The organism is Roseixanthobacter finlandensis, from assembly GCF_043195105.2.
GTDB lineage: Bacteria > Pseudomonadota > Alphaproteobacteria > Rhizobiales > Xanthobacteraceae > NCEH01.
Genome location: NZ_CM195536.1, coordinates 2,023,324 through 2,037,315, shown reverse-complemented (window position 1 = coordinate 2,037,315; position 13,992 = coordinate 2,023,324). Strand labels below are relative to the sequence as shown.

General features: G+C 64.4%; 13 protein-coding genes. 12 read left to right on the top strand and 1 reads right to left on the bottom strand.

Going from position 1 to position 13,992, the window contains the following annotated elements; all coding sequences use genetic code 11:
- Positions 1 to 37: 37 nt before the first annotated feature.
- From phnC to V5G24_RS09310, 11 genes are all read left to right on the top strand, one after another.
- Positions 38 to 892: a phosphonate ABC transporter ATP-binding protein gene (phnC, locus tag V5G24_RS09360; RefSeq protein ID WP_394085150.1), complete on the top strand. Its 855-nt coding sequence runs from the start codon at positions 38 to 40 to the stop codon at positions 890 to 892.
- On the top strand, positions 889 to 1,695 hold the full coding sequence (phnE, locus tag V5G24_RS09355; protein WP_394085149.1) for a phosphonate ABC transporter, permease protein PhnE: 807 nt from the start codon (positions 889 to 891) through the stop codon (positions 1,693 to 1,695). The genes phnC and phnE (V5G24_RS09355) overlap by 4 nt, the downstream gene beginning before the upstream one ends.
- The gene (gene phnE / locus V5G24_RS09350) at positions 1,695 to 2,513 is read left to right on the top strand and encodes a phosphonate ABC transporter, permease protein PhnE (RefSeq protein WP_394085148.1); all 819 of its coding nucleotides are present in this window, start codon (positions 1,695 to 1,697) and stop codon (positions 2,511 to 2,513) included. Before phnE (V5G24_RS09355) ends, phnE (V5G24_RS09350) begins: the two co-directional genes overlap by 1 nt.
- A 17-nt stretch (positions 2,514 to 2,530) precedes the next feature.
- Complete coding sequence (gene arsC / locus V5G24_RS09345) at positions 2,531 to 2,965, top strand: arsenate reductase (glutaredoxin) (RefSeq protein WP_394085147.1); 435 nt, start codon at positions 2,531 to 2,533, stop codon at positions 2,963 to 2,965.
- Positions 2,966 to 3,161: 196 nt separating this feature from the next.
- Positions 3,162 to 4,070: a metal ABC transporter substrate-binding protein gene (locus V5G24_RS09340; RefSeq protein WP_394085145.1), complete on the top strand. Its 909-nt coding sequence runs from the start codon at positions 3,162 to 3,164 to the stop codon at positions 4,068 to 4,070.
- Complete coding sequence (locus V5G24_RS09335; protein WP_394085144.1) at positions 4,067 to 4,972, top strand: manganese/iron ABC transporter ATP-binding protein; 906 nt, start codon at positions 4,067 to 4,069, stop codon at positions 4,970 to 4,972. The genes V5G24_RS09340 and V5G24_RS09335 overlap by 4 nt, the downstream gene beginning before the upstream one ends.
- The gene (locus tag V5G24_RS09330; RefSeq protein ID WP_394085142.1) at positions 4,969 to 5,829 is read left to right on the top strand and encodes a metal ABC transporter permease; all 861 of its coding nucleotides are present in this window, start codon (positions 4,969 to 4,971) and stop codon (positions 5,827 to 5,829) included. Before V5G24_RS09335 ends, V5G24_RS09330 begins: the two co-directional genes overlap by 4 nt.
- The gene (locus V5G24_RS09325; RefSeq protein WP_394085141.1) at positions 5,826 to 6,671 is read left to right on the top strand and encodes a metal ABC transporter permease; all 846 of its coding nucleotides are present in this window, start codon (positions 5,826 to 5,828) and stop codon (positions 6,669 to 6,671) included. Before V5G24_RS09330 ends, V5G24_RS09325 begins: the two co-directional genes overlap by 4 nt.
- A gap of 256 nt (positions 6,672 to 6,927) precedes the next feature.
- Positions 6,928 to 9,678 carry an HAD-IC family P-type ATPase gene (locus tag V5G24_RS09320; RefSeq protein WP_394085309.1) on the top strand — a complete coding sequence of 917 codons (2,751 nt, stop codon included), beginning with the start codon at positions 6,928 to 6,930 and terminating at the stop codon, positions 9,676 to 9,678.
- A complete protein-coding gene (locus V5G24_RS09315; protein ID WP_394085140.1) occupies positions 9,675 to 10,508 on the top strand; it encodes a universal stress protein in 834 nt (277 codons plus the stop codon). Before V5G24_RS09320 ends, V5G24_RS09315 begins: the two co-directional genes overlap by 4 nt.
- 345 nt (positions 10,509 to 10,853) lie before the next feature.
- Positions 10,854 to 11,225: a hypothetical protein gene (locus tag V5G24_RS09310; RefSeq protein ID WP_394085139.1), complete on the top strand. Its 372-nt coding sequence runs from the start codon at positions 10,854 to 10,856 to the stop codon at positions 11,223 to 11,225.
- Positions 11,226 to 11,386: 161 nt separating this feature from the next.
- On the opposite strand, the gene V5G24_RS09305 is transcribed toward V5G24_RS09310, so the two are convergent.
- The gene (locus tag V5G24_RS09305) at positions 11,387 to 12,364 is read right to left on the bottom strand and encodes a LysR family transcriptional regulator (protein WP_394085138.1); all 978 of its coding nucleotides are present in this window, start codon (positions 12,362 to 12,364) and stop codon (positions 11,387 to 11,389) included.
- Positions 12,365 to 12,705: 341 nt separating this feature from the next.
- Here V5G24_RS09305 and V5G24_RS09300 point away from each other — a divergent pair, with 341 nt between their 5' ends.
- Positions 12,706 to 13,977 carry a mechanosensitive ion channel family protein gene (locus V5G24_RS09300; RefSeq protein ID WP_394085308.1) on the top strand — a complete coding sequence of 424 codons (1,272 nt, stop codon included), beginning with the start codon at positions 12,706 to 12,708 and terminating at the stop codon, positions 13,975 to 13,977.
- The last annotated feature ends 15 nt before the right edge of the window (positions 13,978 to 13,992 follow it).

Genomic DNA, 13,992 nt, shown 5'->3' with positions numbered 1-13,992 from the left:
TCCGGCTGCTGGGCCCCGGCAAGAGAAAGACTGCGGGATGCTGACCATCGCCGGCCTGTCCAAGCGTTACGCCAAGGGGGACAAGGCCCTCGAAGACGTATCTCTCAGCATCCCCGCAGGCCAGGTGGTGGGACTGATCGGTCCCTCAGGGGCGGGCAAGTCCACCCTCATCCGCTGTGTGAACCGGCTGGTGGAGCCGACCTCTGGCTCCATCCGCCTGGGTGACACCGAGATCACCGGCCTCGGCGGGACGGGCCTGCGGCGCGCGCGGCGGCGCATGGGCATGATCTTCCAGGAATATGCCCTGGTGGAACGCCTCACGGTCATGGAAAACGTGCTCTCCGGGCGGCTCGGCTATGTGGGCTTCTGGCGCGCCTTCCTGCGCCGGTTTCCGCAGGCCGACATCGACCGGGCCTTCGCCGTGCTGGACCGCGTCGGTCTCCTCGATCATGTGGACAAGAGGGCGGACCAACTCTCCGGCGGCCAGCGCCAGCGGGTGGGCATCGCCCGCGCGCTCGTGCAGGAGCCCGACATCCTGCTGGTGGACGAGCCCACCGCCAGCCTCGATCCCAAGACCTCCCGCCAGATCATGCGCCTGATCGTGGAGGTCTGCGCCGAGCGCCAGCTTGCGGCCATCGTCAATATCCACGACGTGGCGCTGGCGCAGATGTTCGTCCAGCGCATAATCGGCCTCAAGGCCGGGCGCATCGTGTTCGACGGCCCGCCGGACGCGCTCGACACCGCCGCCCTCACCGCCATCTATGGCGAAGAAGACTGGTCGCGCACCATCCGCGAGGCGGAGGACGATGCGGTGGAAGAAGCTGCCGCCCAGGATGCCGCTCGCCTCGTGCGCGCACAGGCGACGCCCGCCGCCGTGGCGAGGGCGTTGTGAGCGCCAATCCTGCCCCCGCGCGCCGCTGGCGCCCTTCACCGTTTATCGCCAATCCCTGGCTGCGCTACGCCCTGCTCGCTGGGGCGGCGCTCTATCTGGCGCTGGCGCTGGGCAGCATCGAGGTCAATTGGGCCCGCCTCTCGGACGGCTGGGCGCGCGGCCTGCGCTTCGTGTCGGGCTTCCTGGAACCCAATTTCTCGCGGCGTTGGGACGATATCGTCCAGGGCATGATCGAAAGCCTGACCATGACGGTCACCTCCACCGTGATGGGCATCGCCATTTCAGTGCCCATCGGCATCGGCGCCGCGCGCAACGTGGTGCCGCGCCCGGTCTATTTCATGTGTCGCGCCATCATCGCCGTGTCGCGGTCCCTGCAAGAAATCATCGTCGCCATATTGCTGGTGGCCATGGTGGGCTTCGGCCCGTTCGCCGGCTTCCTCACCTTGTCCTTCGCCACCATCGGCTTCCTCTCCAAGCTGCTGGCGGAGGACATCGAGGACATCGACCCCGCCCCGGTGGAGGCGATCCGCGCCACCGGAGCGCCCTGGCCGTCGCTCATCGCCTTCGGCGTGCTGCCGCAGGTGGCCCCGCGGCTGTTGGGGCTTTCGCTCTACCGGCTCGACATCAATTTCCGCGAATCCGCCGTGGTCGGCATCGTCGGTGCCGGCGGCATCGGCGCCACGCTGAACACCGCCATCGACCGCTACGAATTCGACAGCGCCGCGGCCATCCTCATCCTCATCATCGCCATCGTCATGGCGAGTGAATATATCTCCGGCCTTGTGCGCGGGCGGGTGAAATAATGCCCGTCACAGCCCTTCCCGAAGGCCGCAGATCCTGGCAGCGCCGCACCCCGCGGGGACAGATCGCCGTGTGGTTCGGCTGGCTTCTCGCCGTGGCCTTCACCGTGTTCTGCTGGCGGGTGATGACGCAAGGCACCATCTGGGCCTTCGTCCTGGATGCCCCCACCCAGGCCGCCGACATCGGCGCGCGCATGGTGCCCCCGCGCTGGTCCTATTTTCCATCGCTGCTCAAGCCCTTGTGGGATACGCTGAACATCGCCACCCTCGGCACGCTCGCCGCCATCGTGCTGTCGGTGCCGGTGGCCTTCCTCGCGGCGCGCAACACTACCCCCAGCGCCGCCTTCGTGCGGCCTCTGGCGCTGTTCGTCATCGTCGCCTCGCGCTCCATCAATTCCATCATCTGGGCGCTGCTGCTGGTGGCGATCCTCGGGCCGGGCGTGCTGGCCGGCATCGTCGCCATCGCGCTGCGCTCCATCGGCTTCATCGGCAAGTTGCTCTACGAGGCCATCGAGGAGATCGACGAAGCCCAAGTGGAGGCGATCCGCGCCACCGGCGCCTCGGGCGCGCAGACCCTCGCCTATGGCATCGTGCCGCAGATCATGCCCGCCTTCGCCGGCATCAGCGTGTTCCGCTGGGACATCAACATCCGCGAATCCACCGTGCTCGGCCTGGTCGGCGCAGGAGGGATCGGGCTCAACCTGGAAAGCTCGCTCAATACCCTCGCCTGGCCGCAGGTGACGCTGATCCTCCTCCTCATCCTCGCCACGGTGGTTGCGAGCGAATGGGTATCCGCCAAGGTCCGCCACGCCATCATCTGATCTTCGGAGCCTGAACGATGACCGAGCCCCCCCTTGTCACCATCTGGCACAATCCGGCCTGCGGCACTTCGCGCAACACGCTCGCCATGATCCGCAATGCCGGCATCGAGCCGAGGATCGTCGAATATCTCAAGACGCCGCCTGCGCGGGAAGAGGTCGCCGCCGCCATCGCGGCGGCGGGCCTCACGGTGCGTGCCGCGACCCGCCAGAAGGGCACGCCCTATGACGCGCTCGGCCTCGGCGATCCCACCCTCTCCGACGACGCCTTGCTCGATGCCATGATGGCCCACCCCATCCTCATCAACCGGCCGTTCGTGTTCACGCCCCTCGGCGTGCGGCTGTGCCGGCCATCGGAACGGGTCCTGGACATCCTGCCCACGCCGCAGAAGGGGCCGTTCACGAAGGAAGATGGAGAGCTGGTGATCGATGCCGACGGCCGGCGCGTTCGCTGAAGCGCGGGTCCCTTCAAAGCAGACCTTGATGGCCACGCGTTGATGATCAGTACACCGCCCGCCAAACGGTCGCCCGTGCGGGAAGTCATCCTGACGCCCGACGCTCGGTATTAAGTTGCAACTCAGTCGCACTTGCAAATGTGCTGTACATTCCGTAGTGATGCAATTGCAATTCATTCTCAATAAGGAATCAGCCATGCTTGACGGGGCAAGGCGGTCATTTCTGGCCGGAATGATGGGAGCGGCCTTCTCGGTCGTGCTGACCATGGCGCCGGCCGCCGCCCAGGAGAAATTCAAGGCCGTCACGACCTTCACGGTCATCGCTGACATCGCCAAGAACGTCGCCGGCGATGCGGCGATCGTGGAGTCGATCACCAAGCCGGGTGCAGAGATCCACAATTACCAGCCGACGCCGGGCGACATTCAGCGGGCGCAGGGTGCGCAGTTGATCCTCAGGAACGGCCTCAATCTTGAGCTCTGGTTCGAGAAGTTCTTCCAGAATCTGAAGAACGTGCCGGGTGTCGTGGTATCGGAAGGTGTCGATCCGATGGGCATCGCCGAGGGCCCCTATACCGGTAAGCCCAACCCGCACGCCTGGATGTCGCCGCAAGCGGCGCTGATCTATGTCGACAACATCCGCGACGCCTTCATGAGGTATGATCCCAAGAACGCCGAGACTTACAAGGCCAATGCCGAGACCTACAAGGCCAAGATCCGATCTGTCATCGATCCGATCAAGTCGGAGCTCGCCAGGGTTCCGGAAGAGAAGCGCTGGCTGGTGTCGAGCGAGGGGGCGTTTTCCTATCTCGCTCGCGATTTTGGACTGAAAGAACTCTACCTCTGGCCGATCAACGCCGACCAGCAAGGCACGCCGCAGCAGGTTCGAAAGGTGATCGACGCTGTTCGCAAGAACAAGATCGCCGTTATCTTCTCTGAAAGCACGATCTCGGCGGCGCCGGCCAAGCAGGTGGCGCGTGAGACGGGCGCCAAGTATGGCGGTGTGCTCTATGTCGACTCGCTGACCGAAGCCGACGGCGCGGTGCCCACCTATATCGACCTGCTCCGCGTCACATCGGACACGATCGCAAAGGGGCTATCACAGTGACGGCGCCCGTAACAAGCCTCGGTCGCCCCGCATCTCCGGATGCGGGGTCAGGGATTGCGGTGAAAGGTGCGACCGTCACCTACCGCAACGGCCACACCGCACTGCGGGACGCGAGCTTCCAGATCCCGACGGGCACGATCGCAGCACTTGTCGGGGTCAACGGCTCCGGCAAGTCGACTCTATTCAAGGCGATCATGGGCTTCGTCCGGCTGGCTAAGGGCGAGATCCGGGTCCTCGGCATGCCGGTCGAGGAGGCATTGCGTAAGAACCTCGTCGCCTATGTCCCGCAGGCCGAAGAAGTCGACTGGAATTTTCCGGTTCTGGTCGAGGACGTCGTGATGATGGGCCGTTATGGCCACATGGGCATGATGCGCCTGCCGAAGGCGGCAGACCACGATGCGGTCTCGAAGGCGCTCGCCCGCGTCAACATGAGCGAATTCCGCAAGCGTCAGATCGGCGAGCTTTCCGGCGGCCAGAAGAAGCGGGTCTTCCTCGCCCGGGCGCTGGCTCAGGACGGCCGCGTCATCCTGCTCGACGAGCCCTTCACCGGCGTCGACGTCAAGACCGAGGATCAGATCATTAAACTGCTTCGTGAACTGCGTGACGAAGGCCGTGTGATGCTGGTCTCGACGCACAATCTCGGCTCCGTGCCCGAGTTCTGTGATCGGACGATCCTGATCAAGGGCACGGTGCTCGCTTATGGCCCGACGGTCGAGACCTTCACGCAAGCGAACCTCGAGCAGACGTTCGGCGGCGTGCTGCGTCACTTCGTTCTGAACGAAGCCGATGGCGGCAAGCCGCACGCGATCGGCGTCATTACCGATGATGAACGTCCGCTGGTGCTACAGGACGGCAAGGCAGCCATACGAAAGCCGGAACAGGGTAACGGAGGCCGGGAATGATGACCGTCCTCCTCGAACCCTTCACCTATGACTACATGCTGAACGCCATGTGGGTTTCCGCGCTGGTTGGCGGTGTCTGCGCGTTCCTGTCCTGCTATCTCATGCTCAAAGGCTGGTCGCTGATCGGCGATGCGCTCTCCCACTCGATCGTGCCGGGCGTGGCCGGCGCCTATATGCTGGGCTTGCCGTTCTCGATTGGCGCCTTTTTCTCGGGCAGCCTGGCTGCCGCCGCGATGCTCTTCCTCAATCACCGCACCAAGCTGAAGGAGGATGCGATCATCGGCCTGATCTTCTCGGCCTTCTTCGGGCTCGGCCTGTTCATGGTCTCGATCTCTCCGACCTCGGTGAACATTCAGACCATCGTGCTCGGCAATATCCTGGCAATTACGCCCGGCGATACGATCCAGCTCGCGATCATCGGCTTCGTCTCACTCGCCATCCTGCTGGTGAAGTGGAAAGACCTGATGGTCGTCTTCTTCGACGAAAGTCATGCGCGCTCGATCGGCCTCAATCCGACCGCCCTCAAGATCATGTTCTTCACGCTGCTGTCTGCCTCGACGGTGGCTGCGCTCCAGACGGTCGGCGCCTTTCTCGTCATATGCATGGTCGTCACGCCCGGCGCGACCGCGTATCTGCTGACCGACCGCTTTCCGCGGCTGCTGGCCGTCGCGGTGGCGATCGGGGCGATCACCAGCTTCACCGGAGCCTATGCAAGCTACTTCCTCGACGGCGCCACCGGCGGCATCATCGTTTGCCTCCAGACGCTGATCTTCCTGATCGCGTTCCTGTTCGCTCCCAAGCACGGAATGCTGGCCGCCCGCCGCCGCGCCGCGCAGGCACTGGAGGCAGGGCTATGAGTTTTGTTAACACGCTTCTCATCCCTTTCCAGTTCGACTTCATGATCAATGCGCTCGTGATCTCGGTGCTGGTTGCGATCCCGATGGCGCTCTTGTCCTGCTTCCTTGTTCTCAAGGGTTGGTCGCTGATGGGCGACGCCATCTCGCACGCCGTGTTTCCCGGCGTGGTGATCGCCTATATCGTCGGATTTCCTTATGCGATCGGCGCCTTCGTCGCCGGGATGCTCTGCGCCATCGCCACGGGCTTCGTGAAAGACAACAGCCGCATCAAGCAGGACACCGTGATGGGGATCGTGTTCTCCGGCATGTTCGGCTTCGGCCTCGTTCTCTACGTGAAAATCCAGTCGGACGTGCATCTCGACCACATCCTGTTCGGCGACATGCTCGGCGTGTCCTGGCGCGACATCGGCGAGTCCGCCCTCATTGCCATGATCACGGCTGGCATCATCGGCATTAAGTGGAAGGACTTTCTGCTGCACGCCTTCGATCCGGCGCAGGCCAGGGCGGTGGGCTTGCGCGTCAACTTGCTGCATTATGGTCTGCTCTGCCTGATCTCGCTGACCATCGTCGGGGCGCTGCAGGCTGTCGGCATCATCCTGGCCATCGCTATGCTGATCGCGCCAGGCGCCATCGCTTTCCTTCTTGCCCGGCAGTTCAGCACAATGCTGATCCTCTCCGTCGTCTTTGCGGCAGTCGGCTCGTTCCTCGGCGTCTATCTGTCGTTTTTCATCGACAGCGCACCGGCACCAACCATCGTGCTTCTGCTCTCCTTCACCTTCGTGCTGGCGTTCATCCACGCCACCCGCAAAGCCGCAAGGATCGCGGCGCAGGCAGCGGTCTGACGACACCGCTGAGATCAGGGAGCTGCGCTGTCGTTCATTGTCGGCGCCTTGGTCACACTCCCTGCGCCCCTGTGCCATATTACGGACTGCCGGCCGTTGCCGTAACGGCACTCAGGCTTGTGCCACGTTTTGGCTGGGAAAGCCCCGCGGACGCGCGGCGGCAATGATCGTGGTGGCAAGGGATGGCAGGCTGCAGATGAGGAAATCCGAATCATCTGCCCCCAGCCGCAAAGCGGACGCGAATCAACCGGGATCTATGCGTGTCGTGCCCACGGACGAACTGGCGCCTATGGCATGGCACGCCAAGAGTGTGGAAGACGTCGTTGAATACCTGTCATCCGGCCCGCAGGGCCTCGACGGCGAAGAGGCCACGCGCAGGCTTTCCATCCACGGCCTCAATCGGCTTCCCAAGGCGCGCCGTCGCAGCGCGCTTGCGCGCTTTCTCGGGCAATTCCACAATGTTCTGATCTACATGCTGCTCGCCGCGGCGGCAGTAACGCTCCTGCTCGGCCACCTTACCGACAGCCTGGTGATCGGCGGCGTCGTGTTGGTGAATGCCGTCGTGGGCTTCGTCCAGGAAGGACGGGCGGAGCGGTCCATCGAGGCCATCCGGGCAATGATGGATCCGCATGCCAGCATCATACGGTCCGGCCACCGCCTGTCGGTCGCGGCTGAAAATGTGGTTCCGGGCGATATCGTGCTGCTCGAGGCCGGCGAGCGCGTGCCGGCGGACCTGCGGCTGCTGCGCGCGCACAGTCTCACCATCGATGAGGCCTTGCTGACCGGAGAATCGGTGCCGGCGACCAAACAGGTAGACCCGGTTTCCGCCGAGGCCCCCCTGGGGGACCGAGCGTCGATGGCTTATTCGGCGTCCCTCGTCGCCGCCGGTCACGGTATCGGCGTCGCTGTGGCGACCGGCCGTGCGACCGAACTCGGGCGCATCAGCGCCATGATCGGCGCCGTGGAAAGCCTTGCAACGCCGCTCACGCGCGCCATGGATCGGTTCGCCCGGCAGGTCTCGGCCGCCATTCTCGGCATATCGGCCCTGGTGTTCGCCATCGCCGTCCTGTGGCGGGACTACACCCCGGACAATGCGCTGATGGTGGTGGTCGGACTCGCAGTGGCCGCCATTCCCGAGGGCCTTCCGGCAGTCATGACCATCGCGCTCGCGGTGGGCGTGCGCCGCATGGCACGGCGCAACGCCATCATACGCAGTCTCCCAGCGGTGGAGACGCTTGGGGCCGTCTCGGTGATCTGCTCCGACAAGACCGGCACACTGACCCGCAACGAGATGACGGTGCGCAGCCTTTATACCGCGGATGGTGCGGTGGCGGTGGTGGGCGTCGGCTATGCCGCGCAGGGCGATTTCAAACGCGATGGGGTGCACCTCGAGCCCGCCGCCGACCCGGTCCTCGCCGAGCTGCTGCGTGCCGCCGTGCTGTGTAACGACGCGCAACTCACTATGCGCGACGACGCATCAACCGTCGTTGGGGACCCGATGGAGGGGGCTCTTCTGGTTCTTGCGGTGAAGGGCGGGCTCGATCCCGCCCGTGCGTATGCCGACCATCCGAGGCGTGACGAGATTCCCTTCGACGCCCGCCATCGATACATGGCGAGCCTCAACAAGACGGACGGCGGGCTGATCGTCTACATCAAGGGCGCGCCGGAGCGCATTCTCGACATGTGCATCGACGTGGCCGCTGCGGCGGGGCCCCAGCCGCTGGACCGGGCGACCTGGGATGCGGCGACGCGGCGTGCTGCCACCGAGGGGCAGCGTGTCATCGCGCTCGCCTGTCGACCTGTGGCGGATTCCGAGGATCGGCTGTCGCCGGGGCGGGTGGAGGAGGGACTGACCCTCCTCGGGCTCGTCGGCCTCATCGATCCAGCCCGGCCGGAGGCGGAGGAGGCGGTGCGGGAATGCCGGGCGGCCGGCATCGCCCTCAAAATGATTACCGGCGACCATGCGGAGACCGCCCGCGCTATCGCTGCCCATCTCGCGCTGGCGGATGATCCCAAGGTGATCACCGGCGCCGAGCTCGACCAGATGGACGACGACACGCTGCGGACCACGGCCGCCGCGACGACGGTATTCGCCCGCACCTCACCCGAGCACAAGCTGCGCCTCGTCAGCGCCCTTCAGGCGGACGGGTCGGTCGTCGCCATGACCGGCGACGGTGTTAACGACGCCCCGGCCCTCAAGCAGGCCGATATCGGCGTCGCCATGGGCGGCAAGGGCACGGAGGCGGCCAAGGAAGCCAGTGAGATGGTGCTGGCAGACGACAATTTCGCGACCATCGTCGCCGCCGTGCGTGAAGGCCGGACGGTCTATGACAATCTTACCAAGGTGCTCGCCTGGACCTTGCCCACCAATGGGGGCGAAGCCCTCACCATCGTCTTCGCGGTGCTGTTCGGCCTGGCGCTGCCGGTGACGCCGATTCAGATCCTCTGGGTCAACATGGTCACCGCCGTGGCGCTGGGCCTCACCTTGGCATTCGAGCCCACTGAGCCCGGTACTATGCGCCGCTCGCCGCGTCCGGCACGAGCCCCGCTCCTGTCCGGCAGGCTCTTATGGCAGATCGCATTCGTGTCGGCGCTGATGGCGGCGGGTGCCCTCGGTGTTCATGCGATCGCCGAAGCCTGGGGACGGGATGCCGAGACGGCCCGCACCATGGCCGTGAACACGCTCGTCGCCATGGAGGTGTTCTATCTTTTCTCCGTCCGCTTCATCCACGGCACATCCCTGACGTTTCAGGGCCTGCTGGGGACGCCGGCCGTGCTGCTCGGACTGGTCGGCGTGATCGCCGCCCAAATCGCCTTCACCTACCTGGCGCCAATGCAGGCCATCTTCGCGACGCGGCCCCTCGGCGTTTCCGACCTCGGTGTAACTGTCGGTGCCGGAGTGGTGCTGCTCCTTGTGGTAGAAACGGAAAAACGCTTGTTCAAACTTGGCAGCCATGTCCGTCGCCCCTCAGTCCACAAAAGCGGTCCACGGAGGAAATCAGAATGATGAAGAGCGCATTGCTCCTGCTCGGCGAGAGTCCTTCCAGCATCGCCGCCAGCGCTTACGCCCGGCGGCTCGTCAAGAGCAAGACGGCGCATCTGACGGGTCTTGCGGGTAGCGACCTCACTTTCATCCAAGCGCCTATGCCCGGGACCATTGGCGGGGCGGCTTATCACGCGCAGATGGAAACCGGCCTCAAGGCCGAAGCAGAGAAAACGCGCCAGCGGCTTGAGGAAACCTTCCGTCGAGATTGCGTTGCCGATGGGCTCGCACTCGCAAGCCTCAGTTTTGCGGGCGACCCCTTTGAGCAGATCACTGCCGCCAGCGCCACCTGCGACCTCGTGATTGCCGGCCACGACGTCACCTTTAGAGGCGTGAAGTCGGAGGCCAACTCGCAGACGCTGACACAGCTCCTGTCCGCAACGCCGCGGCCAGTCCTCATCTGCCCGGATACCTTCCGATCCGAAGGCGACGTGATGATCGCCTATGACGGCAGCCTGCCGGCCATGCGGGCGCTGCAGCTTTTCGCCCTCTGCGGCGGTTGGGCGGACAGGCATGTCCATGTCTTGAGCGTGGACACGCAGTTGGAGACGGCCGAGCGGCTCGCCGACGATGCGGCCGCCTATCTGCGGCTCCACGGCTATGACGTCACCCTTTGTCCTATAGGTTCGTTCGAGGCGCCATCCGAGGTGATTCAGGCCTATGCGGCACGCAGCGACATCGAAGTCCTGGTGATGGGAGCCTATGGCCGTCGCGGACTGAAGGAGTTCTTCTTCGGCTCCACCACCCAGAGCATCATCGGCGCGCCGAGATCCTGCATCTTCGTCTATCATTAGCGATGCGGTTGCCCGGGTGCGGGTTTTGGCGCGGAGGAATGATCGGGAGCGCTGCGAGCGTATTAGGTCGCCACGTTCCATCGGAGTTCAAGCCGTCAGGGCTCAAGCCGCCGGGGCTCAAGGAGCCTCATCCACCTGGCCCAAGCCGGGCGTGACGAGGCGTCCGGCCGTGACTTTGCTTTTCGTTATCCTCATTCCGCTCCTCGGGGCTCTCATTCCGCCTCTGATGACCCGCTCCGGGCGCAATGCCTGCGCCGCGGCGACCGGTGGCGTGACGCTGCTCGCCCTCGCTTTACTCATGTCCGATGCGCCGGCGGTGTTCTCGGGCGCGGTCCCGAGGCCGGGTTGGCCTGGGTTGTTGCGGTGACCTGCTCTGGTCAGCGCTTGCGGAAGCAAAAAAGCCGCCCGTTGGGGGCGGCTGATCTGCGCGATTTTGTATCGCAATTTGAGATGGTTGCGGGGCACACAACCATCTCAAATTGCTGTTTCGAGCCGCAGCGCAGTGACGTGCTGCGCATTTTCCTGGATTCCCGGCATCGCGCGGCCCAGCGCCAACGGGCCGACCCGCACGCGCTCAACGAAGACGTTTTCGCGCATGAACGGGACGAGGACGGCCAGGTGGTGCTTCCTATATTGCAGCTCGACAGGTTCGCACCGCAGGTGGCGAGCCTCTTCGACACCATTTCCGCGAAGGCGGCGCTCGTCGCCGCTGGGTGAAGCCTATGATAGATGGGGCTGAATATTATTTATTATCAATGAATTATAAGGCGTCCGCGGGCCGTTTTCGTGCCCGCGCGGCAACTCCCCTGCCCTAGCGCCGAGCCGACACACGGTTCGCATCGACGCGCCACCCAACGCGGCATCGCAGACATAATCAATCAGGAAAGAGCCGCGACGGCCGTCGCTCCAGCGTTGCGAATTTCCTCCACGAGCCAACGCAGCCCAGGGTCTCCGTCGTCGCGCATGTGCCAGACGATGTCGATTTGCGCCGCGCCTCGCTCCAGCGCGAGGTCCAACAGGACCAGCCCGCCACCCGCCACCGCCTCGCGCGCGAAGCGGTACGGGAGGGACGCCACATAGTTCGAGACGCGCAGTACCGGCGGCACGGCGGAAAAATAAGGCACCGTCACGGCCACCCGCGCTGCGGCCTCCCGACCGCGGCGCGTATCCATGAGGGTCTGCTCCATGCGGATGCGACGCACCATCCCGCGGTCCTCGACAAATCCATCGCCGCGTTCCGGCGCGGTACCGGTGAACTCGACGACGATATGTGGAAACGCCAGAAGGCGTTCGGACGTGACCTCGCCTTCGGTCAAGGGATGGCCCGTACGCACCACGATGGCTCCACGCTCCTCGACGAACGGCGCGCGCCGCAGGAAGCCGGGCAACTTGTCGAACCAACCGATGACGAGGTCGAGGGTCCGGGTTTCAAGCTGGCGCGCGAGGTCGAGGCGGCTGACAGGGAATATCTGAAGGTCCACCTGCGGCGCCGTCGCGCTCAGCCGTTGCACCAGATGCGGCAATGCATAGATGGCGAAGAAATCAGAGGCGGCAATCCGAAAGCAGCGCGGCGATTTGGCCGGATCGAAGGAGACCGCCATCAGAGCGGCTTCGAATTGCTGCAGGCCCTTGTTCACGCGCCCGGACAGTTCCATCGCGCGCGGCGTGGGCTGCAGGCCGGTGTCGCTCCGAACGAAAAGATCGTCTTGGAGCATCTGGCGCAGCCGGGCCAAGGCATGGCTCACGGCGGACGGGCTGAGCGAGAGTTCCGCGGCGGCGCGCGCCACGCTCCGGTGCTTCATGATAGCGGCGAACACATGGAAAAGGTTCAGGTCAATCTGACGACTGATCTTCATGTTCGCCCGACCTTTCGCGACCCCTGGCATACCTCCTAACAATATTTGCCCAAAGCGGGAAACGATGTTTCGCCCCGAAACAGACAATGCACCATATTCAGCAGCCCAACTGAAGAGTCATCAGTTGCAGGGAGGCGCTGTCGACAGCATCGTTGTCGCGCACGCGCCTGCCGCCATGGTCCGGGAGCGGCTCGCACGAGGATATGTCGCGCGGCAGCCCGCTGAAGCCTTTCGCGAGATTTCATGAATGACAACCGAACCAATCCCTCTCAGATCGCTCCAGAGGTCTGCGATGATGACGCGCGTCGGCCCCGACCGTCGATAGAGACCATGGCGCAATGATGGAATCGGTTGAGTCCGCCATCGAACTTTATCCATGGCTCGACAGCGTGATGATGCTATTCGTCCTGCTCGTGACCGCCTTTGTAGCGCAGATCGTCTTCAAGCGGGTCCTGCTGGACGCCGCCGAACGCGTTCTGGGACAGACATCGTTCGGCCGCGATGGGGCGGCGACCCGCGGTCGCGTGGTCCGGCGACTGGCCAGCATCTTGCCTGCAATCGTGATTTCGGCGGGCATCGGGCTGGTCCGGGACCTGCCCGCCTCCGTCGTGAGCGTGGTCACCAACGTCTCGCACGCGTTCATCGTCCTGACGGTGGCGATGACGCTCGCCGCCGTCCTCGACCGGGCGGACCAACTCTATCATCGACGCCCCGAGACCCACTCAAGGCCCATCCGTGGCTATTTCCAGATCGCCACGATCGCGATCTATGCGGTCGCCGCGATCTTGATGATCGCGATCCTGATCGACCGCTCTCCGGTCATCCTGCTGTCGGGCCTTGGGGCCATGGCGGCGGTGCTCATCCTGGTGTTTCAGGATACGCTTCTCTCCTTCGTCGCCAGCATCCTGATCTCGTCGGGCGACATGGTTCGCGTGGGCGACTGGATCGAGATCCCCAGTCTGAACGCCGACGGCGACGTGGTCGACATCTCGCTCCATACGATCCGCGTCCAGAACTTCGATAAGACCATCACCGCCATTCCGATCCGGAAGCTGGTGACGGATTCCTTCAAGAACTGGCGTGGCATGGAGGAAGCGGGCGGGCGCCGCATCAAACGCGCCATCTATCTCGACCAAACCAGCATCGGCTTCCTGGCACCGGAGGCGATCGAGAAGCTGAGTTGCTTCCAGCATCTAGAGCCCTACATGCTGCGCAAGCTGGAGGAACTCAGGGATTGGAACGAGCGGCTGGGAGAGGCGGGCCGCATCAGCGCAAACACGCGCCGCATCACCAATTCGGGGACATTGCGCGCCTATCTGACCGCCTATCTGCGCGCCCATCCCTCGATCCGCCAGGACATGACACTCCTGGTAAGGCAGTTGCAGCCCGGGCCGGAAGGACTGCCCATCGAGATCTACTGCTTCACCAACACGACCGACTGGAGCACCTACGAAGCCGTACAGGCCGACATTTTCGACCATGTCTTCGCCCTACTTCCGGAATTCGACTTGGCCGTTTTCCAGAAACCGAGCGGAGCGGATCTCTGGAACTGGCGGCGCCGGGAGGGCCCCGCATCTTCTGCTCCCTCGCACCGGCCGTCGGCGCGAGCCTGACACCGCCCCCGCATG